At 53.0% G+C, this 21,310-nt stretch carries 22 protein-coding genes; all 22 read right to left on the bottom strand.

The window, feature by feature from the left end; all coding sequences use genetic code 11:
• The 22 genes from gspN to L2W58_RS02870 all read right to left on the bottom strand — a co-directional run bounded on the left by gspN (nt 1) and on the right by L2W58_RS02870 (nt 21,287).
• Nucleotides 1-606 (bottom strand): type II secretion system protein GspN, encoded by a 606-nt coding sequence (gene gspN, locus L2W58_RS02975; protein ID WP_338033056.1) that lies wholly within the window; start codon nt 604-606, stop codon nt 1-3.
• Nucleotides 603-1,085, bottom strand: coding sequence for a type II secretion system protein GspM (gspM, locus tag L2W58_RS02970; RefSeq protein WP_236101525.1), 483 nt, complete (start codon nt 1,083-1,085; stop codon nt 603-605). The genes gspN and gspM overlap by 4 nt, the downstream gene beginning before the upstream one ends.
• Complete coding sequence (gene gspL / locus L2W58_RS02965; protein ID WP_236101524.1) at nt 1,082-2,248, bottom strand: type II secretion system protein GspL; 1,167 nt, start codon at nt 2,246-2,248, stop codon at nt 1,082-1,084. Before gspL ends, gspM begins: the two co-directional genes overlap by 4 nt.
• On the bottom strand, nt 2,248-3,171 hold the full coding sequence (locus L2W58_RS02960) for a type II secretion system minor pseudopilin (protein WP_236101523.1): 924 nt from the start codon (nt 3,169-3,171) through the stop codon (nt 2,248-2,250). Before L2W58_RS02960 ends, gspL begins: the two co-directional genes overlap by 1 nt.
• A complete protein-coding gene (locus L2W58_RS02955) occupies nt 3,140-3,742 on the bottom strand; it encodes a type II secretion system protein (RefSeq protein ID WP_236101522.1) in 603 nt (200 codons plus the stop codon). Before L2W58_RS02955 ends, L2W58_RS02960 begins: the two co-directional genes overlap by 32 nt.
• Nucleotides 3,739-5,496, bottom strand: coding sequence for an O-antigen ligase family protein (locus L2W58_RS02950; protein ID WP_236101521.1), 1,758 nt, complete (start codon nt 5,494-5,496; stop codon nt 3,739-3,741). The genes L2W58_RS02955 and L2W58_RS02950 overlap by 4 nt, the downstream gene beginning before the upstream one ends.
• Entirely contained in the window at nt 5,496-6,440 is a 945-nt protein-coding gene (locus tag L2W58_RS02945; protein ID WP_236101520.1) for a ParB/RepB/Spo0J family partition protein, read from the bottom strand. The genes L2W58_RS02950 and L2W58_RS02945 overlap by 1 nt, the downstream gene beginning before the upstream one ends.
• Nucleotides 6,441-6,452: 12 nt before the next feature.
• Entirely contained in the window at nt 6,453-7,808 is a 1,356-nt protein-coding gene (dnaB, locus tag L2W58_RS02940; RefSeq protein ID WP_236101519.1) for a replicative DNA helicase, read from the bottom strand.
• A gap of 4 nt (nt 7,809-7,812) precedes the next feature.
• Entirely contained in the window at nt 7,813-8,259 is a 447-nt protein-coding gene (gene rplI / locus L2W58_RS02935; protein WP_236101518.1) for a 50S ribosomal protein L9, read from the bottom strand.
• 6 nt (nt 8,260-8,265) lie between these two features.
• Entirely contained in the window at nt 8,266-9,207 is a 942-nt protein-coding gene (locus L2W58_RS02930) for a YybS family protein (RefSeq protein WP_236101517.1), read from the bottom strand.
• A 134-nt stretch (nt 9,208-9,341) separates the two neighbouring features.
• A complete protein-coding gene (gene rpsR, locus L2W58_RS02925; protein ID WP_005658751.1) occupies nt 9,342-9,581 on the bottom strand; it encodes a 30S ribosomal protein S18 in 240 nt (79 codons plus the stop codon).
• Between the two features lie 21 nt (nt 9,582-9,602).
• Entirely contained in the window at nt 9,603-10,112 is a 510-nt protein-coding gene (locus L2W58_RS02920) for a single-stranded DNA-binding protein (RefSeq protein ID WP_236101516.1), read from the bottom strand.
• Nucleotides 10,113-10,130: 18 nt separating this feature from the next.
• Nucleotides 10,131-10,415 carry a 30S ribosomal protein S6 gene (gene rpsF / locus L2W58_RS02915; protein ID WP_236101515.1) on the bottom strand — a complete coding sequence of 95 codons (285 nt, stop codon included), beginning with the start codon at nt 10,413-10,415 and terminating at the stop codon, nt 10,131-10,133.
• Between the two features lie 70 nt (nt 10,416-10,485).
• Nucleotides 10,486-10,791, bottom strand: coding sequence for a resistance to Congo red protein (locus L2W58_RS02910; RefSeq protein WP_236101514.1), 306 nt, complete (start codon nt 10,789-10,791; stop codon nt 10,486-10,488).
• Between the two features lie 6 nt (nt 10,792-10,797).
• Entirely contained in the window at nt 10,798-12,474 is a 1,677-nt protein-coding gene (argS, locus tag L2W58_RS02905; protein ID WP_236101513.1) for an arginine--tRNA ligase, read from the bottom strand.
• A gap of 41 nt (nt 12,475-12,515) precedes the next feature.
• Nucleotides 12,516-14,306, bottom strand: a complete 1,791-nt coding sequence (locus L2W58_RS02900; protein ID WP_236101512.1) for a hypothetical protein — start codon at nt 14,304-14,306, stop codon at nt 12,516-12,518.
• Between the two features lie 25 nt (nt 14,307-14,331).
• A complete protein-coding gene (secA, locus tag L2W58_RS02895; RefSeq protein ID WP_236101639.1) occupies nt 14,332-17,088 on the bottom strand; it encodes a preprotein translocase subunit SecA in 2,757 nt (918 codons plus the stop codon).
• 24 nt (nt 17,089-17,112) lie between these two features.
• The gene (pgsA, locus tag L2W58_RS02890; protein WP_236101511.1) at nt 17,113-17,685 is read right to left on the bottom strand and encodes a CDP-diacylglycerol--glycerol-3-phosphate 3-phosphatidyltransferase; all 573 of its coding nucleotides are present in this window, start codon (nt 17,683-17,685) and stop codon (nt 17,113-17,115) included.
• A 172-nt stretch (nt 17,686-17,857) separates the two neighbouring features.
• Entirely contained in the window at nt 17,858-18,571 is a 714-nt protein-coding gene (locus L2W58_RS02885) for an ABC transporter ATP-binding protein (RefSeq protein ID WP_236101510.1), read from the bottom strand.
• Complete coding sequence (locus L2W58_RS02880) at nt 18,564-19,352, bottom strand: ABC transporter ATP-binding protein (RefSeq protein ID WP_236101509.1); 789 nt, start codon at nt 19,350-19,352, stop codon at nt 18,564-18,566. The genes L2W58_RS02885 and L2W58_RS02880 overlap by 8 nt, the downstream gene beginning before the upstream one ends.
• Nucleotides 19,345-20,397: a branched-chain amino acid ABC transporter permease gene (locus tag L2W58_RS02875; RefSeq protein ID WP_236101508.1), complete on the bottom strand. Its 1,053-nt coding sequence runs from the start codon at nt 20,395-20,397 to the stop codon at nt 19,345-19,347. The genes L2W58_RS02880 and L2W58_RS02875 overlap by 8 nt, the downstream gene beginning before the upstream one ends.
• A complete protein-coding gene (locus L2W58_RS02870; protein WP_236101507.1) occupies nt 20,394-21,287 on the bottom strand; it encodes a branched-chain amino acid ABC transporter permease in 894 nt (297 codons plus the stop codon). Before L2W58_RS02870 ends, L2W58_RS02875 begins: the two co-directional genes overlap by 4 nt.
• Nucleotides 21,288-21,310 lie beyond the last annotated feature (23 nt).

The raw sequence follows: 21,310 nt of genomic DNA, 5'->3' as shown, positions 1-21,310 counted from the left end.
TTAGCTCTCCTTCTTTCGTCTCAAAAGCCACGTACCATCTTCTCCTTTTGAAAGAGGAAGATACTTTTTTGCCATGGGGAAAACCCCCTCCATTGTCTCGGGAACAGAAAAAGCCATATCTGCCTCTGTTATCCTTTTATTCGAAACGGACATCGTCGACTTCCCAGAAGCGGAGATATCGCCCTTTATATCGACATCAGAGATTTCAATCTCTTCTTCCCCGTAACTACAGTTAAAGTTGCCTCCGAAAGACCGAGGCTGATCTCCCGGCAAAGAGAGACTCCCTTTATTCAAATAGACATCCACCACGACTCGGCCTGTAAGAACAGAGGAGAGCGGTTTTACAGCGACCTTCAACGATTCTAAATGTACCTGGATACCTAACCCGTCGATATCCACGCCTTTAAAGGAAAAGGTCGGGAAAATACCTTCGTTAGAAAAATCTCTGGCTGAGATGGTCGTCTCTGTAGAACCGTACAGACTAGAGGACACGCGTAAAAAACCAAGTTCTGAAATCTCATTCCAGGGAATGAATAGACGAGAGCCGATCAAGAGTCCCAACAAAACCAACGTTAAATAAGATAACACCAACGTTAATCTCTTCATTGTTGAGACACCGTTATTATCAAAGAAATAGACAGCAATCTGAAAGCCCCCTCCGGCACAGCCCTCACCTCAGCGGACTCGATCGAAAGCCCCCTCTTCCCCAGTTCTTGTATAAAACTGAGAGTCTTCTCAGAATAAAGCCTGGAGAGCTGGACGCTAACCCCTTTGCTCAGAGACGATATCTGAATCAAGTTATCCTTAAGCCCCATGCTCTCTACCAAAGAGGAGACCACCACCATGGGATCCTCGGGAGCAGAGCTCCTATCCTCTCTGTGGGGAAGATTTTTGTAGCTACGTACCACTTCCGTAAGTTCCTCGAAACGAGCGTAATTGAGCTTTGACTTCGACTCTAAGTTGGATATTCCGGACCAAACGTAAAAGGAGATTACCCATAATAGAAATGCCAATACCATAAACAGCAGAGGCCTTACAGAGTCTCTCGAGATACCCGATATATCAGGCAGCAAAGATATCTTCATCTGGAACTCCACCTCACCTCTAGAGAATAACGCAATCCTCCGCCCGGGATCTGTTGTATATCGCCGAGACGCACCGATCCATCTCCCTCCTCTTTTAACCTTTTCTGGAGAGATTGCACCGACGACACCCCTTGAGCTGTTCCTATCAATTCCATACCATCCGTACTATAGCGAAGGGAATCAAGCACTATATCCTCGTTCTCTTTATCGATCGACTCCCACGACCTAGCTAAAACGTTCAGCCCCCTCTCTATGCTCACAAAATCGGGGGTCTCGGAAAATTCCAAAAGCTTCCCTTTTGCCTGGCTCAGAGGATCTCTTATCCTGCCAGATCCAAAAGTCTCTACGTAGAGGGATTCCGCCTTCTCTTGAATGAGAGTGATTTTATTTTTCTCCGCCTCTACTCGAATAACAGCCGCTGCGAGAAAAAGACAGCCAGCCAACACCATCCAACGGGAAAAGCCCTCCAAAGATTTGATCAAACTTTCCCATACTATCGCGCTGTCCAATACCTTTCTTGAAAGAGAATAATGTCCAAGCTCAGGAAACTTCGATAGAGTTTCAGATGCTCCGTTTACAAGACGAACCTTTTCTTCAGAGACATCTACCACTGTCAAGTTGGAGGGGAGAGGGGAAAACCGCTCGGAATAGTTTTTTAACCAATCTATCTCGTTCTCCACAGATCGACGGGATTTAGGCTGCCATCTGTAAAGAACCGGGACACCCTCTATAAATATGGAGGAGGAAATCCCATCGTCATCTATACATACAATAGATCCATTTCCATCGATCTCTCCGGCCAAAGCAAAGGGAAGAGCCCATATGACAGAGCGCCCCATATCGGCGAGATCCTCCTCTACGGATGCCCGCTCCTCGAATGGCAGGACCAAGGCGGAACCTAAGAAACGTCGACCTTCTTTGCCATGCACCACGGGGAATATCTCCACGTCTTTACCGCCAGAGATGGGAATATACTGTATTTTTATAGCCTCTCTAATGGAAGAAACGGAACCGAAGGGAAAATCGAAGGATCGCACGGAAAGCCCCTTGTACGGCACTAGAATAAGCCGCTTCCCTTTCTTTAGCTTAGCACCTCCAGACCCCCCAAGAAAGGAGACCTCTCCTTTTGTATCGCGAATATATACCTCTCTGAACTGCATCATTACCGTTCCTCCCACGATAGGACCGATTTTTTATCCACCACGACGTTGTAATGTTTCCCCTTATCGCCCTCAAGAGAGGATACGTCAATCTCTATCATAAAATAATCGCTAGTAGTCCCTAAAATATTGGACAGTTTAGGACCCAAACTTCCGGAAAAGACGGGCAATTCCGCCACTCGAACTATATTTTTAAAGGGTTTTTCCCTTCTCAGGGCGACTATTTCTTTCGCTGTAACATCGTCTATCTTATCCAAAAGAGAGAGAACCTCCGCCGAAGCGGTATTTACGTTTATCTTAGGACCACACCACAACGTCAACAAATCGTTCAAACCGAGACTCTCTCTAGTTCCGATTATCTTAGATAAAGAAACTCCAGGCAGAAGATAGAAGGCACCTACATCACCGGGAAGAGTATTAGGGAAAAAGGCTTTCTCATAACCGCCGATCCTGGGGGCTCTGTCCTTATCGATAAAATCCAGAGCGGGAGCGGCTAAATTCGGTAAATCGATTATCTTCCAAACCTCGTTCCAAGGCTCGGAGATTTCCCCTCTTACGGTTACCCCATCGGGGAGGAATAGGTGTCTAAGAGGGAGCTTGTCATTAAGGGGAGTTATTTTAACCGACACCAAAAACTTATCTCCCAGGGGGATCAATTGATCTTTGAACCATACCTCATGCTCGCTGTCGTAGCTGCTTTTATCCGAGGCAAGCCCTCTCACCACATTTTTAACTGCAAGCAAGGCAATTCCCTTGCTCTCGATATCGAACTTTCTCCGGTCGATCCTCTTAACTTGACTTCTGACAAACCAGCCATATCCCACAGCGGAAGAGACCAAAAAGAGAGAGACCAACAGAACAGAGACGAGGATAAACCCCCTACGTCGACGAACTTCAAAATGCAGGAAACCATTCGGTCGAACCATAAACCGTCTCTCCTCGTTTTAGGGTTATTCTAGCCGCAGGCGGCTGTGCTCCGGAATAATCTCCTATCCAAGATTTTCCGACATAAACCTCAACCCGAAATGAGCTTACGTAAGGCAAGACCAGGGCCGCCTTTTCTGGAGGGAAACTCGACTTTAAATCCAGATCCTCTATGCCTTTTACGGGAAATATCCAGCGGTAAAGACCGGGAATAACCCTGTCCATTCCGAGGGAATCTTCTCTAAGCAATTTATAGACTACGACACCGGGAGCCATCGTGGTTCGTATGACGCTTCCCGATGCGATCGCCAGAACGTCGTCGGCACTATCGCCAAAAAGATCGTGCTTACGTATAGCCATATAGTTTTTTCGTGGAACCACCAGCACGTTTCCTATATCTCGCTGAATCAGTTCCAGTGCATCCTCAATGGCGGCAAGATCTCCAAAATAAGATCTAGCATCTCTGATATTTTTTACCATATGAGTCATTGGAGCAATCGCACAGGTTGCCATTACCCCAATGAGTGCGATAACGACCAGTATTTCAACAAGTGTGAACCCTCCACGCCTCATTTTCTCTGCTCTATCCGATAGGTTCCCGGCTTGAGATAGGTTACTAGATATTTCAACAGTTCCTGTTTCTTGAGTTTCCCGGACCAGTCCAAGAGACGTCTGAGATCCTCTGCCGTAGGTTGCTGCCTAAAAGCAGTTAAGAGCATGTTTAACCCCTTGGCCAGGGCTTCCGGATCCTTAGCAGCTTCTCCATAAGCTATGTAGTGATAGGCCAGCTGACGTTCGGCAATATCCCTTACCATCAAAGCGCCATGGGCTTTTTCCATCAGCCCTCTCTGTACCGGAGCGGTTCTACTGTAAACGGCTCTGCGAATCGTGACGTCCCCTGCTAAGCCTTGTCCGAGATATACCAATCCCCACAGGGAAACGGAAGCCATTATTATCCCTACCACCCGATATCCTCTGGAGTTACCGAGAAAACGAGCCCTGTAAAGCCCCATCTCGACAAATATCTCTCTGTTAGCCAAGGCAAAGGCCAAAGGCATCCATAGGGAGTTCTCTATTCTGTGGAAGGGCCTCGTCCACAGAGCATCGAACCAGATGAGGAAAAGGAACGCGGCGCTCCACAAAACCGCATTAGGGAAAGCAGCTCCCTTATGCCTTTTTAGATACACAAAAAAGGAAAAAAGCCACCAGACGGCTAAACCTATAAGAACTATAAATCCCAACAAACCGGACTCACAATACCATTGGAGATATTCGTTATGGGCCCAGTTAGTGTATTGCCATTTCATATCGGGATAAAGAGAGAAAGCCTTCTTTTGGGCATCGAGATAGTTCCATTTATACTGTCCTAATCCCATCCCCTTTATGGGCTCCCCCATGGCCATGGCCCACGAGGTTTTCCATATGCCGTCCCTTCCCCCTAATGTGTCGGCATTTTTTACCAGGTCCAGTCCTTTAGATATCAGAGACCCGGAGCGCCCTTGGTTCAATAAAATCGAAGCTCCTAAAACTACCGCTATTAAAACGACGGAAAAACCCAACCTTCGAAGTCTGGCTCTATCCCTACCTATCGCTATCATTAAAGCCAGGACGGCTAGTCCAACCAGAAGAGACAGAATGGCCGATCGACTGGTACTGTTCCACAAGCCCCACAACAATACGGGCAACAACATCAGATTGGTTACGGCAAAAAAGCGTCCTGACCCTCTGGTATTCCTGACACCGTGACAAAGATACAGGAATATCGAGCCTAAAGACGTTATCGCTAGCCAAAGCCCAAGCATGTTCTGCTGTCCTGTGTTGCCGATGTAGTTTCCCGGGGTCGGAAGTATCAGTTTAAGAGGGGCGAATATGTTTACGTTATTGGCGACCTGAAACTCTGCGAAGAAAACGTTTATCGCACCGTTCAAGGAGGCCAGCCAAAGAATCGGTCTGAGCCAGTTCTCCCTGAACAGGTTGAGACAGAGAACGTAGAATCCCCAAAGGGATGCGAAGAAAAACCACTCTCGATAAAAGGTCGGCACCGATTTTATCGGAGCCCATATGGGCTGAACCGTCACGTAGACCAAAAGGGCAAACCATATCCAGCCGAAGAGGTCCACCTTGAACCCGGTCCTCTCTGATCCTCGCCAGGCCACCACTATTCCGGTCAGTATGGCCATGGTCGCCACCGGGACCAACGCGACGGTCCACTTCATTATGTGAAGGGTCTGGAAGAAGAAAACCCCCGAGTATACCAAGTTGGGCAACGCCAACGAAATGGCGGCGGAGACCAGAAAAAGTCCGTCTAGGGCTTTGGATCGTTCCATCATATCTCTTCGTCCTCCATGAGAAGCTGTTTTTTAAGGTCGACGATTATCTCCACCACCAGCTCGCTCTGAGCCAGCTCTCTAACCTTCCATATGACGGGAATCCCCTTTTTTCTCTGTTTCTCTACGAGATCCGCCAATTGGTGTAGCAACTCTCCCGTCGGACCTTCCGGTCCATTGAAGGACAGAGCGTCTCTTTTCGCGTTTCGACGACGGATAGAGTCCTCGTCCAACCTACCTTCATCGGTCTCGTCAATAGTTTCGAGAAGGACTTCCCCGACATCTCCGATTTCGACCTCCACATGGGGCTCGTCACTTAAAGACATCTTGGGATCGAGGGGTTTGCCTTCCTTGAGATCGTTTACCAGTTCCTCGACCTCCTTCGAGGTCAACTCCCGCTCGACGACTTTTTTGGACGCGGCTATCTGAAGCGCAGGAGGTAGACGGAGAAGGGCCCTTGCAGAACGCTCTCCCAGCAGCCCCTCCAACACCATTTTCTGAACCGGATCCTCCAATTTCAAAAGCCTGAGTTTGTTGGCCACCGATGCCTGTGACCTGCCAAGCCTCCTGGCAAGTTCTGACTGTCCCCACCCGGTTCTATCCAATATATCCTTCAGGCTACCGGCCTCTTCGATGGAGGAAAGGTCCTTTCTGTGTATGTTCTCGACGAGCGCCATTATCTGCTGGTCCGCCGAGTCCACTTCCAGAACTATAGCGGAGACGGCCTCAATTCCCGCCACGTGGCAGGCCCGAAGTCGCCGCTCTCCCGCTATCAACTCGAAAAATTCGCCGCTGGGTCTTACCACCAATGGCTGTATCAGACCGACCTCGCCTATGGATTCGGCCAACTCCAGGATATCATCCTCGTCGAAGTGTTTTCTCGGCTGATAAGGGTTGGTACGAATACGGGATAGCTCTATCTCCGCCAGTCTGCTGTCTTTCAAGACAATCGCCTCCTAGAATCCGTCGATGGAACTCTTGCTCTCGAAACGAGTATGTTGCTTCATAAACATCAAATGGACCACCCCGGTAGGTCCGTTACGATGCTTAGCTATATCCAGTATGGCGCTGTCGTCCTGTTGGTCCTGGGGAACATCCTTGGCGTAATAGGCTTCCCTGTAGAGGAGCGCCACCAAGTCAGCGTCCTGCTCTATGGCTCCGCTGTCCCGCAGGTCCGAGAGCTGTGGGCGTTTGTCGTTTCTGCTCTCAACGGCCCTGGAAAGCTGCGAGAGGGACAACACCGGAACCTCCAGCTCCCTGGCGATGGCCTTCAGCCCTCTGGAGATCTCCGCCACTTCCTGTTGTTTGCTCTCTATTTTCCTGGACATACTCATCAACTGGAGATAGTCCACCACTATAAGTCCCAAAGACGCATGTTGAGCCTTGAAACGGCGGCATCTGGCCCTCATCTCCGTGGTGGTGAGCATGGAGCTGTCATCTATATACATCGGGGCCTTGGTCAGGCGACCTGCGGCGGTGGTCAGCTTCTCCCAGTCCTCCCTGGCGAAATTGCCCGTCCTCAGGTCCTGTATGTTTACCCGCGCCTCCGACCCCAGCAGCCTCTGAACCAACTGATCTGCTCCCATCTCGAGACTGAACACGAGGACGGGCAGATTGGACTTGACCGCCACGTTTCTGGCCAGGTTGAGGGCCAGAGCGGTCTTCCCCATGGAGGGCCTGGCCGCCAGGATATTGAGACTCCCGGGCTGAAGACCGCCGGTTAGTCGGTCAAGGTCGTCGAATCCGGTCATGACCCCCGTTACCGTCTGTTCGGAACGATAGAACTGCTCCTCTATCTGATGGAAGGTCGGACCTATGACATCTGCGACCTTCTTGAAGTTGGACTCGTTCCTGTGACGAGAGACCTCGAAGATAGCCCTCTCCGCCTCCTCCAGAAGCTCATCGATCTCTCGGTCCTCCGAATATCCCATCCTGGCTATGGACGTACCGGTAGAGATGAGGCGGCGAAGCACCGCCTTATCTCTGACTATCCTGGCATGATATTCGGCGTTGGCAGCTGTGGGGACGCTGTCCATGACCGCCACGATGAAGGCTTGCCCTCCCAGACTTTCGGACAACCCTCTGCGGGAGAGCTCCTCGAGAAAGGTCAGAGAGTCCACCGGACGATCTTGATGAACCATGTCGGTCAAAACGTCGAACGCGACCTGATAATTTTTGTCCCTGAAGTCCTCAGGGGACAGTATCTCCGATATCTGGATGAGGACGTCTTTATCCATCAGACAGGAGCCTATGACAGCCCTCTCGGCCTCCAGGTTCTGAGGCGGAACTCTATCGTATATAGACGAACTCACAGGGTCACTGGGCCTCCACCTTTAGAGTCATGGAAGCCTCTACTCCCTGATAGAGCTTCACGGTAAAAGAATAGCTCCCCAGAGCCTTTACCGCATCAGCCATTTTAACGTTTTTCTTGTCCACCGAGATCCCGAACTGATCCGATATTCCGTCGACGATCTGTGCGGTGGTCACGCTGCCGAAGAGACGGCCTCCTTCTCCGGTCGTCACGGCCAGAACCACCTGTCGATCCTGAAGGTGTTTTCTCTGTTCCTCCGCCTCGGATCTCGCCTGCTGGTCCTTTCTCTTGGACGACTCCCTCTTCTCCTCGAGTTTTTTGAGGTTCGCCCCGTCGGCCTCGACGGCCAGTTTTCTTGGAAACAGAAAATTCCTCCCGTAACCGTCGGATACCTCGACTATCTCGTTTTTTCTACCAAGTTTTTTCACGTCTTCCAGCAATATAACCTTCAACTCAGGTCACCTCCTGTATCTTTTTCTCAGATCTATCCAAATATCCAACAGACCGGCGATAACCGCTACCTGGGATAGCAAGGGGATCAGGACTGCCAGTGTCACCAAGGCATACCTCCATCCCTTTCCTACACCACGAAAATCCATGTAGTCCCATCCGACGGCCATTCCCTGGATCATGAACAACATGCTGACCAGCAATCTCAGGTTCAACCCGACCCTCGACAAAAGAGGATCCTTTATCGACGATTCGAACACCAACAGCAACGCGGAGAGGGCGAAGGCCCAGAATAGACTTTTGGGAAAACGCCAGCTTCCGAAGGATGGGACGGGAGGCAGAGAGCCCCCCCCTATCCTGAGAAGTATCCTACGGGAAACGACGTAGCTGAGAAGACAGTCCAACGCACTAGCCATGGTTATCATAGCGGGGAACATAAGGGGAATGGCCTTCAGGGTCATCTCCATCTGTCCCTTTACCCCCTCGAGGGAATCTATGTCTCCTCCTCCATAGAGGGAGAACACCTTCGTCATAGTCGCCCTGAGCTCCTCCACATCGGGATCGAAGGGATTGACCCCGGTTATCCAGGTAAGGACGGACATGAGAAGCAGTTTGCTCACCAAAGAAAGAACGATACCGTAGAGCATTATATCGACCGCCTTGTCAAAGCGAGCGGCCAGAATCCCGAGTCCAACTCCCAATATCCCGAAACCCAGGAAGAATGATACGGAGGAGATAGGGCCTCCCAGTAAACCGACGATGGCGGTAGCCACGCAAAGGGCCAGAGCCGCTCTCTGGGGCCGGTGTCTCAATCCCAGCACGACGAGAGGGGCGGGACACAGCAAAGACAGGACGATCCCAGCCACCGGTATAAATCGAGCAGCCAGGAACAAGACCACCGCCAATCCCGTCAAGAGGGAGGATTCCACCAGGCTTTTGGTTCCGTTCATGAGCTTCTTCCTTTCTTAATCCCTTGGATAGTCCAAAACGGGACCATTATATACGACCGACGGAGCCTACACAAAAAAGGGGAAGAAGCTACGCTTCTCCCCCTTTTGAAATCTCAAGGCACTCCCGTCCCGAATTACTCGGCGCTGTAGGGAAGAAGAGCCATATAACGGGCTCTCTTGAGAGCCACTGTCAACTGGCGCTGATGATTGGCACAGTTGCCGGTAACACGACGAGGAACTATCTTGCCCCTCTCGCTGATGTATTTGCGAAGTCTGTCGACGTCTTTGTAGTCGACAGAGTCGATCTTGTCTACACAGTAGAAACAGACCTTAGGACGGCGCTTGCCACGTCTTTTGTTTCCTCCAAAAGCCATGTCCATCCTCCTTTCTCTGGTTTAAAAGGGTATATCTGCCTCGTCTTCGTCGGCTGTGGGACCCATCTCCGATATATCCATGGGAAAATCGCCGCCGCCGAAATCGTCACGGAAACTGCGAGGCTGACCTTGATCACCGTCATTCCGATATCCTCCGTCGTAATCGCCCTGAGAGGACGGACGGTCGTCCCTCCTCCCGCCGGACGGCAGGAAGGTTATATCGTTTGCCACGACCTCGGTTACCCATCGTCTCTGTCCCGATTTATCGTCGTAGTTTCGGACCTGTATGCGTCCCTCCACCAGGACGGGACGTCCTTTGGAAAGATAACGCTCACAGTTTTCAGCCTGAGCGCCCCATACCACGACAGGGATGAAATCCACCGATTCCTGAAGTTCGCCGTTTTTACCCTTCCAGCTGCGGTTCACCGCAACGGAAAAGGTAGCCACGGCCTGTTTACTGGCGGTGTAGCGAATCTGAGGATCCTTGGCCAAATTCCCCATAAGTATAACCTTGTTGAATCCACGAGCCATGCCGAAAACCTCCCTCGACTACTCCTGGTCCAGTCGGATCACCAGGTTACGAACGATAGCGGTACGCAGGCTGAAAAGCCTAGCCATCTCCTTCTGCTGAGAAGGATCCAGCTTGAAGTAGACCAGGGCGTAATACCCCTCGGTACGCTTATCGATAGGATAGGCGAGACGCCTTTTTCCCCAGATATCGACCTTGTCGACGTCGCCGCCAAGTTTGGCGATGACCTCCTTGATTCCATCAAGCTCTGCGCTGTGGTCCTCGAGGTCGGCCTCGAGAAGCACCATCATCTCATATGGACGCATGAGCTACACCTCCTCCCTTTGGACGTTAGGCCCCCCCAGGGGGGCAGGGATTGCAAAAAGGAATTATACCCTAACGATCGCTTTCAGGCAAGACATCACCGGAATCCACCGAGAGACGATATATCCTCTCGCCGGGGAACGCTAGATTGAACTGATCTCTAGCCAGTCTGGCCTTGCCCTTGTCTGTGCCGTAAAACTTCAGCTTTTCCCTGGACCTCTCCAGATCGTCGCTCAGTTTTCGAAGTTTTCCCTCCTTGAGATTGACCGCCTGGGAGAGCTCGTCTATCCTGCGCCTCTCCCTTATCATAGCCGTGGAAAACACCGCGAAAAACAAAACGACCATGGCCCAGAAAAGAACCCATCTGAGCCGAGGCACCTTTAACTACATCCTTTCGGGGGCCGATATGCCCAATATCCTCAGGGCGTTTGTCAGAACTACATAGGTGGCCTTAACCAGCAGGATCCTGGAGGGACGACTCGGATCCTCGTCTAACACCCTGTGAGCGTTGTAGAAGGAATGGAAATCTCCGGCCAGATCGTGAACGTAGTTTACGATCCTGTGGGGAGCCATCTCGATCGCAGCCTTCTCCACCTCCTCGGGGAACATGGACAGACGGGTGATCAGTTTTTTCTCCTCCGAGCTTGAGATCAGAGACTCATCCAGTTCATTCATAGCTGGAATGGCGATCCCCTTGTCCCTGAGGTTTCTGGTTATGCTGGCGATCCTGGCGTTGGCATACTGGACGTAGAACACCGGATTGTCCGAGGACTCCCTCTTGGCTAGCTCCAGGTCGAAATCCAGGTGGCTGTCGGAACGACGCATAACGAAGTAGAACCTGGTAGCATCGACTCCGACCTCGTCTATGACGTCGGAAAGGGTTACGAACTGTCCCGATCTAGTCGACATAGACACCTGCTCGCCGTCCCGAAGCAAATTGACGAACTGAATCAATGTGACGGCGAAATTATCGTCCGACGACTTGCCCAGGGCCTCCACCGCAGCTCTCATACGGGGAACATAACCGTGATGATCCGCTCCCCATACGTCTATGGCCAAATCGAAACCCCGATCGAACTTGTTTTTATGGTAGGCCACGTCAGAGGCAAAGTAGGTAGGAACTCCGTTAGAGCGGAAAAGGACCCTGTCCTTATCGTCTCCGAAGTCGGTGGAACGAAACCAGATGGCCCCGTCTTCCTCGTAGGTGTAGCCTCTCTTTCTGAGAGCCTCTACCGTATCCGGTACCTGGTCGTTCTCGTAAAGGCTCTTCTCGGAAAACCAACAGTCGAAGGTCACTCCGAAACGCTTCAGGTCCGCCTTGATACCGTCCAGAATGACCTTGCTGGAAAAGTCTCTGAAAAAGGGAAGACTCTCCTCTAGGTCGACGGAAAGGTATTCGTCTCCGTGATCGTCCATAACCTGACGGGCCAGATCGTATATGTAGTCCCCTTTGTATCCGTCCTCCGGAAAGGGAGCCTTATCGGCCTGCCCCAATAGTTCAAAGTACCTGGATTGGGTGGATTTTCCCAGATTGGACATCTGTAGACCGGCGTCGTTAACGTAGTACTCCTTCTCGACCTTCCAACCGGAAAAAGCGAGTATATTTCCGACTATATCGCCGACGGCAGCTCCCCTGCCATGTCCTACGTGAAGAGGACCTGTCGGGTTGGCGCTGACGAACTCGACCTGAACCTTTCTTCCCTTGCCCAGGTCGCATCTTCCGTAATCGTCCCCCGAGGCCAGAACCGAGGATATGACGTTGCCGATCCACCGATCGGCCAGAAAAAAGTTGATAAAGCCCGGACCGGCCACCTCGACGGAACGGATATGCTCGTCGTCCTTCAGCCTGTCCACCACCATGGCAGCCAGATCCCTGGGCCTTTCCCCCAGAAGTTTGCAGGCCTGCATGGCCACGTTGGTGGCCCAGTCTCCCTGGTCCTCTCTCTTCGGACGCTCCAGGTGAACCTCCGGCAGAAGGTCGGAGGACACCTCCTTTTGCCGAGCCATATCGGAAAGAGCCTCTCCGATAAGATCCCTCAAGATGGTGGTAACATCTGCCATAAATCTCATACTCCTTTTTTATACCGTTTTCGGCCCGGCCCTCATCTGTAGGATATGGGCGCGGACAGATCTTTCCAACGCAACCAAGCCCCTAACATACGACCGAGAGCGACGTTGAATCCGTCGTCGTAGTCGGAAGACCAGGTTATTATCTTTTCCTCTCCCTCCAGAGTTCGACGTTTTCTGTTGAACCGCATGGACTCGGAGAAACGAAGCTCTCCTTCCTTCCTATCGTTCATGGGAGGAACGGAGAGAAGCCTCGAGCCCTCGGGCAACGAAACCGAGTATTTCTGCTCCACCACGAAGGGGAATTTTAGTTTTTTGGGAGGAACGGTGGACGCCAGATCCTCTAGAGCCCCCGGGAGAAGACAGGGTAGACGCAGCAGCATCCCCGGACCTCCGGGAATGCCGGTTATCTTTCTTACTGGAAGGTCTATCCTGTAACCGTAATCCATGGGATGAACCTTGGGTCTACCGTCGCCCCAGTTGGAGATTCCAGGTATTACGGTCTCCAGAGATTCCCACGTGACGTCTCCTCCATCTGGAAAGAGCCACAGCCAACCGTTTCTCACCCAAAGACGAAGCTCGCCGGAGAGCAGTCCATCGGAACCAAGGGATACCAGCCACTCCATGGTCAGTCGATGGTCTCCGGTCTTTCCCTTGTCGACAGAGTAAACCGAGAGCCCCGCCTCCGGAGATCCGCCGTAAAGAGTCTTCCCGGTCAAGGCCGCCGGGATCTCTCCTGGCTCGACCGTCTGTCCCGGCAGATAGAACCACGGGTTGGACCCCGGAGGAGCCAACCTCAAGGCGGGAGAGGCAAAGTTATCAAGGGTGGCCGGTTCGTTCGAACCTATGGGGAGAAAGGTAAGCCATACCAGTTCGGATCGCCAACCGAAATCCTCGAGCCAACGTCCGAGAAGCAGCGTCCTTTCCCATTGAGTCCAAGGCCCTTCGGGGGGGATTTCCTCCCTTATGAAACCGGCACTGTGAGGTATGGTCATCCCCTCGACGGAACGAAGAAGCCTCTTCCCGGCCTTCACCTTGTCGCCGATCCTCTTCAACCCCTCCAGCTGAGATGGGAGAGGAGAAAGATCCAGGGCCTCGAGGGCACCCATATACTGGAGAAAAGGCACCTTTCCGGACCTGAGACCGAAGGCGAGATAGGGCTCTCCCATCTCCACCAAGGAGACCCTCTTGTGAGCAGATAGATTGTAGACAGTCCAAAGATACTTGGTCGCTCCGGCTCGGTCCGTCTTTTTAGGGGGATCTAGCCGATTGCTCTGGACATATAGCTCCGACCCCTGAGGCACGGACACCGAAAAACGCCCCTCCCACATGGGAAGATCCGAGGCGAGCTCGACTATGCCGTCTACGGAGAACCTGCGGGCATAGGTCTGTCTGAACCTCAGGACGAGGACGGCCTCGTCGGCGTCGCCCAGGTCCATCCGGCAGACCGGATAACCCTTTTCGTCCTCCAGCCTGTAGGGAACGGACCTTATCCTCTCTCCAGACACGGGATCGAACAGGTCGGCCCTCCGTATCTTGAGCTCTCCTGCGGCAGGAACCGACAGGATCGTCTCGGGCCAGTCTCTTCTCAGTTTATCCGTAACCATGACGACCCAGAGACTATCTCTGAACATGGCCCCATCCGGGAGGAGACCGTAGTCTTCGTGACGCTGCCAGATCACCGCCGGGACATCTCCGTAGGTCTCGAGAGGAGGAGCCTCCTGGACCAGCCGGGAGATATCAATCTCCGCCGAGGCCTCCAGTGAAAGCACCCACAAAAGCCCTATTACCATAAAACACAGGGACGGAAAAGTCTTTTTTCTCACGGACATCCTCCTAACGGCGTGGATTTCAAGCGTTCCTGCCACAGCAATTTTTGTATTTTTTACCGCTGCCACAGGGGCATGGCTCGTTTCGCCCTATCTTTCTGCCCTGGCGACGGAAGGGTTCGTGACGACCGTCGCCTGCATCGGCTCCCGGGACGGGAGTTCCTCCCGGGGTCGGCAGGAAAAGGTCTCTGCTCTCCTTGACCTGATTACGTCTAGGTACCCTCTCCTCCGAGACGACCGCGACGCGGAACAGTAGCTGGGCTATGGACTCTCTAACCTGGGACATGGACTCCTGAAACAAAGAATAAGACTCGAATTGATACTCCAACAAAGGATCCTTCTGACCGACCGCCCGGAGCCCTATGCCCTGTCTCAGAGCGTCCATGGCCAAAAGATGTTCCTTCCAGCTGCCGTCCAGCACGTGGAGAGAGATGAAACGGAACAGATCTTTGCATACGTCCTCGCCCAACTTCTCCACCCTATCATAGTAACGGGATTTCATATCGTCCAGTATGGCTTCCCTGGCTTCCGGGAGTCCCTGTAGGCTGTCCACCCCGTCCAAGGGAGCTTCCACCCCGGGCCAGAATATAGCTTTCAGACGACTTTTTGCGCTCTCAGGATCCACCTCGCCGTTCTCCGGAAAGGCCCGGTCCAGGACGTCCTCGACCACTCCGCCGACTATCTCCCATCCATGAAGGACGACGTCCTCGTCGGAGAGTATCCTCTGTCTCTCGTCGTAGACAGCCTCCCTCTGACGATTCATCACGTTGTCGTACATGAGGAGCTGGCGACGTATATCGTAATGAAGCTGCTCCACCTTTTTCTGGGCCGACTCGATGGCCCTGGTCAGGAGGCTATGTTCTATGGCCTCCCCCTCCTCCAGCCCCAGCTTGCCCATTATTCCCTGGATTCTCTCCGACCCAAAGAGTCTGAGAAGATCGTCCTCCAGAGAGAGGAAGAATCGAGAGCTGCCGGGGTCTCCCTGACGACCGGCACGACCTCTCAGCTGGTTGTCTATGCGCCTGGCCTCGTGACGCTCCGTGCCGAGTATACATAGACCTCCCAGCTCCAGGACCTTCGCCTTTTCTTCGTTACAGGCTTTCTTGTAGCTTTCCAGAAGCTCCTCGTAACGTTCCGGAGACGAGTTGGGGTCGGATCCTTCTTTGCGAAGCTCCTCCTGGGCAAGATACTCCGGATTACCTCCCAACAATATGTCGGTCCCTCTACCGGCCATGTTGGTAGCCACCGTAACGGCTCCCAGCCTCCCCGCCTGAGCCACTATGAGAGACTCCCTCTCGTGGTACTTCGCGTTCAGAACCTGATGAGGCACCTTTCTGGCCTTGAGCATTTTCGCCAGCCTCTCGGACTGCTCCACCGACGTGGTCCCTACGAGGATCGGTCGTCCTTCCGACGATATACTCTGTATCTCGTCGGCGACGGCGGCGAATTTCTCGGTCTTGGTTCGATAGACCTGATCGGCCATATCGTCCCTGACCACAGGACGGTTCGTCGGTATCACCACGACCCCGAGACCGTATATCTCCTTGAACTCCTCCGCCTCGGTGGCGGCGGTACCGGTCATACCAGCGAGTTTTCTGTACATACGGAAGTAGTTCTGAAGGGTTATGGTGGCCAGGGTCTGGCTTTCCTTGCCTATCTTGACCCCTTCCTTGGCCTCTATGGCCTGGTGCAGGCCGTCGGAATAGCGACGACCGAACATCAGACGACCGGTGAACTCGTCGACTATGACGATCTCGCCGTCTTTAACCACGTAGTGGGTGTCCCTCTGGAAGAGGGTTCTGGCCTTGATAGCCTGGAGAATCTTATGGGCCATGTCGGCGTGGGCCATGTCGGTAAAAAGATCGGGGGTCCCCAGCATCTCCTCGCATTTGGCTATTCCTCGGGAGGTCAGGGCCACGGAACGCTCTTTTTCGTCGTACTCGAAATCTCCGTCCGGCTCCGGTCTATCCTGACCGTCCAGAACAGAGGGTCTGACCTCGTTGGGATCCTTCGCCACCCCGGAGAGCCTGGAGGCTATCTGGTCCGCCCTGCTGTAGGGCTCCTCGCTGTCCTCCGATGGTCCGGATATTATTAGAGGCGTCCTGGCCTCGTCGATGAGGATCGAATCCACCTCGTCGACGATGCAGAAGTTATGGCCTCTTTGAACCATCTGGGTCTTGGAGAGCACCATGTTGTCTCGAAGGTAGTCGAAGCCGAACTCGCTGTTGGTACCGTAGGTGATGTCCGCCTCGTAGGCCTTTCGACGTTCCTCGGGATCCATGAAGGAATAGATGACCCCTACGGACAGCCCCAAGGCGTTATAGAGGGGCTCCATCCAGGAGGCGTCCCTCTTCGCCAGATAGTCGTTCACCGTTATGACGTGGACACCCCGGCCGGTCAGGGCATTGAGGACCACCGCAAGAGGAGCCACAAGGGTCTTTCCCTCTCCGGTCTTCATCTCGGCGATGTTACCCTCGTGAAGGGCTACGCCTCCCATGAGCTGCACGTCGAAGTGGCGAAGTCCCAGATTCCTTACGGAGGCCTCCCTGACCATGGCGAACACCCGAGGAAGATGGCGATCCATAGCATCTCGAAGATCCTGACCGTCCAGAGAAGACAGATCGGACTTGATCTCCTCTACCGCTCCGAGGATCTCTTGGTCGGATAATTTCTGAACGGAGGTTTCCAGACCGCTTATCTCTTCCGCCATCTTACCGTAGCGCTTCAGGGCCCTCTCGTTGGGATCCAAACCGAGGGCCTTCTTTAACTTGCCTAACAATACATCCACCTCAATCCAATAATATCAGTCGATATCGACTATAAGTTCCCATCCGTTAGCGAGATACACGGCACCGGACCATACGGTCAGCACGAGGGCCAACCACATGGCAGGAAAAGCGAAGGGAACGTTGAATATCATCATGCTTATCGCTACGATCTGCACTACCGTCTTGGCCTTTCCGGCCCAGGAGGCGGCGATCACGACTCCCTCCACCGCCGCTACCATCCTCAGACCGCTTACGACAAAATCCCTGGAGACTATCACCACGACCATCCAGGCAGGAAGCCGCCCGAGTTCAACCAGTGAGATCAGGGCCGCCACGACCAGGACCTTGTCGGACAGAGGATCTATAAACTTTCCGAAGTTGGTCACTATCCCCTTTTTCCTGGCTATGTAGCCGTCGGCGGTATCGGTGAGAGCGGCTATTATGAAGACGATTCCGGCAAAGATATCCCCGTAGGTTATGTTAAGTCCGAGGTTTACCAGATAAGGTATGTCGAGGTCGATCCTCACAGTGAGAAGGAATACCACCAACGGAGCCAGAAAGATCCTGGACAGGCTCAAAAGGTTAGGGACGTTCAAAGACGAGGACATAGAACTGCCTCCTTAATAAGTGGTGAGCCCCAAAAGGGCCCGTATATTATGACACAAAAGACGAGACTGTACATACGCAAAGGGGGTGAACGGACCTAGCCGAGGGTATAAAGCAGAAAGCCGGGGGAATCCCCCGGCTTTCTGCTTTATCTTATAAATTAGAAGATAACTCTTAACCTCCCAGATAGGCCTCCTTGACCCTCGGGTCGGCCAGAAGCTCCTGCCCTGGCCCCTCAAGAGAGACTGCGCCTACCTCCAGGACGTAGGCGTAATGAGCTATCTTAAGAGCAGCGAAAGCGTTCTGCTCCACCAGAAGCACGGTCTTCCCTTGGGCATTTATCTCCTCGATGATTTCGAAGACCTCCTTGACCAAGAGGGGAGCAAGTCCCAGAGAGGGCTCGTCCAACATTATCACGTTGGGCCGACTCATCAAAGCCCTTCCGACCGCCAACATCTGCTGTTCACCTCCTGAGAGGGTACCTCCCTTCTGCCAGGATCTCTCCTTCAGCCTGGGGAAAAGCTCGTAAACCCATTCTATGTCCTTTTCCACACCGTCTTTATCGGTCCTTATATAGGCTCCTAGGTGAAGGTTCTCCTCCACCGTAAGGTGAGGCAGAATACGCCTTCCCTCGGGACACATCACCACTCCGGCTCTGACTACCTCCTCCGGGGTCTTTTTGAGCAGATTCACGTTGCCGGCCCCATTGTAGACGACCTCGCCGGACGTCTGTTTCAGAAGTCCCGATATGGCCCTAATGGTGCTGCTTTTACCAGCTCCGTTGGCCCCTATGAGGGTTACTATCTTGCCCTCCGGGACGTGTATGGAGACGTCCTTGACTGCGTGGATCCCTCCGTAATGGACGTTGAGATTCTTTATCTTAAGCATCGGCGAGGTACTCCTCTCCAAGATAGGCCTCTATGACCCTCGGGTTACCCTGGATCTCCGCCGGGTTGCCCTCGGCTATAAGCTTGCCGTAGTCCAGAACCCAGATATGCTCACAGACTCCCATGACCACCTTCATGTCGTGCTCTATCAGAAGTATGGTAAGGTCGAATTCGTCCCTGAGCCTCCTTACGAAGTTCATCAGAACCTGAGACTCCTCGGGATTCATCCCCGCCGCAGGCTCGTCGAGGAGCAGAAAGCGGGGCTCCGTCGCAAGAGCTCTGGCGATCTCCAGCCGTCTCTGTTGGCCGTAGGGCAGGGAGTCGGACCTCTCGTCGGCGACCTTATGTAGATCGACCCTCTCGAGAAACTCCATCGATTTATCCCTTATCTGGCGCTCCTCCCTGTTGAAGGAGGGCAAATTTAGAGGAGCCTGCCACCAACGGCTCTTCTGTCTCAGATGGGCCCCTATCATCACGTTCTGAAGAACCGTCTCGTTCTTGAAGAGCCTTATGTTCTGGAAGGTCCTGGCTATTCCCAGACGACAGACCTCGTGAGGACGGGTTCCGGTGATATCCTCTCCCTCGAAAAGGACGCTGCCCTCGGTAGGCCTATAGTAACCGGTAATCATGTTGAAGGAGGTGGTCTTACCGGCTCCGTTGGGACCTATTAACCCGACTATGCGATTCTTCTGGATCGCCATGCTGAAATCGCTGACCGCCGTTACCCCTCCGAACCTCATGGTGAGGTTTTTGGCATCAAGCACTATCTCGCGATCACTCATGGTCTTTGCCTCCTTTCCCGAGGCCGAAAAGCCCGTCCCAGCTGAGTTCCTTGGTACCCATGACCCCTTCCGGTCTGTAGAGGATTATCATTATAAGGGACAGGGCAAATATGACCATTCTCATCCCGGGAACACCGGGAATCTCGAAACTACCGAGGGTTATGGGGTTCTCGACGAACCGGAGCCACTCGAGCAGAACCGTCACGACCACCGCTCCTATGACGCTGCCGGAAAGAGAGCCAAGTCCACCTGCGACCACGACCATCAGAACGTTGTAGGTCATTATGACCATGAACATCTTGGGGTCTATGGTGGTCAACAAACTGGCCATGAGGGCTCCGCCAATTCCGGCGAAAAAGGACCCTACGGTGAAAGAGATGACCCTGTAGCGAAAGGTGTTTATACCCATGGCCTTGGCGGCCAACTCGTCGTCCCTTATGGCCTTGAGGGCGTTGCCGAAATTGCTGTTGACCAAACGATACATGACGTACAGGGTGAAGAACATCCAGCCGTAGTTCCACCAAAGGTTCGCGTAGGCCGGTATCCCCTTCAGCCCGAGAGCCCCGTTGGTGATGGTCGGAATGTTGTTGGCCACCACCCGGATTATCTCGGCGAATCCAAGGGTCGCTATGCCCAGGTAGTCTCCTCCCAGACGAAGGACCGGTATGCCAATTACCAGTCCCGCGATGGCTGCCGCGACTCCTCCGGCTAACACCGCCACTACGAAGGGAGCGTGAGCCCCGTACAGAATCGGGTTCAAAGGCTCCAGGATGAAGATCATGTCCTTCTGCATCTCCGGGAGAATCAACAAGGAAGACACGTAAGCGCCGATACACATGAACCCCGCGGTTCCCAGCGAGAACATCCCTGTGAAGCCGTATATCAGGTTGAGGCTCAGCCCAAGTATGGAATAAATGGCTATGAGGTTGAGTATCTGTATCTTATATCCGTCCAGGTTCTCCGGTGCCCACCACAAGAGGCCGACCACCGCCACGAGAAGCAACGCGTTGAGGAATAGTTTTTTCGTCTTTTTGCTCTCCATCATACTTTCTCCTCGATCTTCTCACCCATCAGCCCGGTGGGCTTGGCCAGCAGGATAACGATCAAAAGAATAAAGGCGAAGGCATCCTTGAATCCCGACAGCTCAGGGAAAAAGGCCACTGTCATGATCTCCACGAAACCGAGTATCAGACCTCCTATGACCGCGCCCTGGATGGACCCGATTCCTCCCACGACGGCGGCGATAAAGGCCTTTATTCCGGGCATGAAGCCCATTAGAGGCTGTATCTGAGGGTATCTGAGAGCCCACATTATCCCCGATGCGGCGGCAAGAGCGGAACCGAGCCCGAAGGTCAAGGCTATTATCCGGTTGACCGACACACCCATCAGTCTGGTCGTCTCGATATCCTTAGAGATAGCCCTCATCGCCAATCCCGGTTTTGTCTTGTAGACGATAAAAAGAAGCCCCAGCACCAGGACGAAGCAAACCACGGGGACGATCACGGCGAGAGGAAGTATCCGTACTCCCTTAATCACCACGATCTTGACGAAGAAATCCGGCCGGACCACCGGTCTTGGAATTCCGGAGAACACCACTATAGCCAGATTCTGTATCAGAAACGACATCCCGATGGAACTTATCAGAGCGGAGATTCTTGGAGCGTCCCTGAGGGGCTTGTAGGCCACCTTGTCGACCATAATTCCACAGAGAGCACATAAAACGATGGATATAACCGCACCGACAGCCCAAGGTAGGTTAAAAAGCGAACCGGCGAAAAAGATAAAGTAGGCCCCCAGCATGAATATCTCGCCGTGGGCGAAGTTGATCAATCTCAATATGCCGTAGACCATGGTATATCCTATGGCTATAAGGGCATAAAGACTCCCTAGGGTAAGGGCGTTGAAGAAGTGTTGAACGAACATCTGACCTGTCATCTAGGCACCCCCCGAAAAAAGGG

It is taken from the genome of Dethiosulfovibrio faecalis (assembly GCF_021568795.1).
Classification (GTDB): Bacteria; Synergistota; Synergistia; order Synergistales; family Dethiosulfovibrionaceae; genus Dethiosulfovibrio; species Dethiosulfovibrio faecalis.
This window is presented reverse-complemented; position numbering and strand designations above follow the sequence as displayed.

Coding starts and splice junctions, on each gene's coding strand:
- gspN (WP_338033056.1), bottom strand. CDS start 606: ATGAAGAGATTAACGTTGGTGTTATCTTATTTAACGTTGGTTTTGTTG.
- gspM (WP_236101525.1), bottom strand. CDS start 1,085: ATGAAGATATCTTTGCTGCCTGATATATCGGGTATCTCGAGAGACTCT.
- gspL (WP_236101524.1), bottom strand. CDS start 2,248: ATGATGCAGTTCAGAGAGGTATATATTCGCGATACAAAAGGAGAGGTC.
- L2W58_RS02960 (WP_236101523.1), bottom strand. CDS start 3,171: ATGGTTCGACCGAATGGTTTCCTGCATTTTGAAGTTCGTCGACGTAGG.
- L2W58_RS02955 (WP_236101522.1), bottom strand. CDS start 3,742: ATGAGGCGTGGAGGGTTCACACTTGTTGAAATACTGGTCGTTATCGCA.
- L2W58_RS02950 (WP_236101521.1), bottom strand. CDS start 5,496: ATGGAACGATCCAAAGCCCTAGACGGACTTTTTCTGGTCTCCGCCGCC.
- L2W58_RS02930 (WP_236101517.1), bottom strand. CDS start 9,207: ATGAACGGAACCAAAAGCCTGGTGGAATCCTCCCTCTTGACGGGATTG.
- rpsR (WP_005658751.1), bottom strand. CDS start 9,581: ATGGCTTTTGGAGGAAACAAAAGACGTGGCAAGCGCCGTCCTAAGGTC.
- L2W58_RS02920 (WP_236101516.1), bottom strand. CDS start 10,112: ATGGCTCGTGGATTCAACAAGGTTATACTTATGGGGAATTTGGCCAAG.
- rpsF (WP_236101515.1), bottom strand. CDS start 10,415: ATGCGTCCATATGAGATGATGGTGCTTCTCGAGGCCGACCTCGAGGAC.
- argS (WP_236101513.1), bottom strand. CDS start 12,474: ATGGCAGATGTTACCACCATCTTGAGGGATCTTATCGGAGAGGCTCTT.
- pgsA (WP_236101511.1), bottom strand. CDS start 17,685: ATGTCCTCGTCTTTGAACGTCCCTAACCTTTTGAGCCTGTCCAGGATC.
- L2W58_RS02885 (WP_236101510.1), bottom strand. CDS start 18,571: ATGCTTAAGATAAAGAATCTCAACGTCCATTACGGAGGGATCCACGCA.
- L2W58_RS02880 (WP_236101509.1), bottom strand. CDS start 19,352: ATGAGTGATCGCGAGATAGTGCTTGATGCCAAAAACCTCACCATGAGG.
- L2W58_RS02875 (WP_236101508.1), bottom strand. CDS start 20,397: ATGATGGAGAGCAAAAAGACGAAAAAACTATTCCTCAACGCGTTGCTT.
- L2W58_RS02870 (WP_236101507.1), bottom strand. CDS start 21,287: ATGACAGGTCAGATGTTCGTTCAACACTTCTTCAACGCCCTTACCCTA.